This is a genomic window from Pseudoduganella guangdongensis, from assembly GCF_009857475.1.
Taxonomy (GTDB): Bacteria; Pseudomonadota; Gammaproteobacteria; order Burkholderiales; family Burkholderiaceae_D; genus Rugamonas; species Rugamonas guangdongensis.
The window spans coordinates 1-306 of record NZ_WWCJ01000066.1 but is presented as its reverse complement, the minus strand read 5'-3'; the positions used below and the strand labels follow the sequence as shown (position 1 = coordinate 306).

The 306-nt window shown below is 52.6% G+C and carries 1 rRNA gene; it reads left to right on the top strand.

What is annotated here, in order from left to right:
- Positions 1–306 (top strand): 23S ribosomal RNA (locus GTP41_RS26860); the annotation flags it as partial.

Sequence of the window (306 nt, the reverse complement as noted above, 5' to 3'; positions counted from 1 at the left end):
AAGGATATGGTAGGAGAGCGTTCTGTAAGCCTGCGAAGGTGTCTTGTAAAGGATGCTGGAGGTATCAGAAGTGCGAATGCTGACATGAGTAGCGATAATGCGGGTGAAAAGCCCGCACGCCGTAAGCCCAAGGTTTCCTGTTCAACGTTCATCGGAGCAGGGTGAGTCGGCCCCTAAGGCGAGGCAGAGATGCGTAGCTGATGGGAAGCAGGTTAATATTCCTGCACCGTCGTATGATGCGATGGGGGGACGGATCGCGGAAGGTTGTCTGACTGTTGGAATAGTCAGTTTCTGGTTCATAGAAGG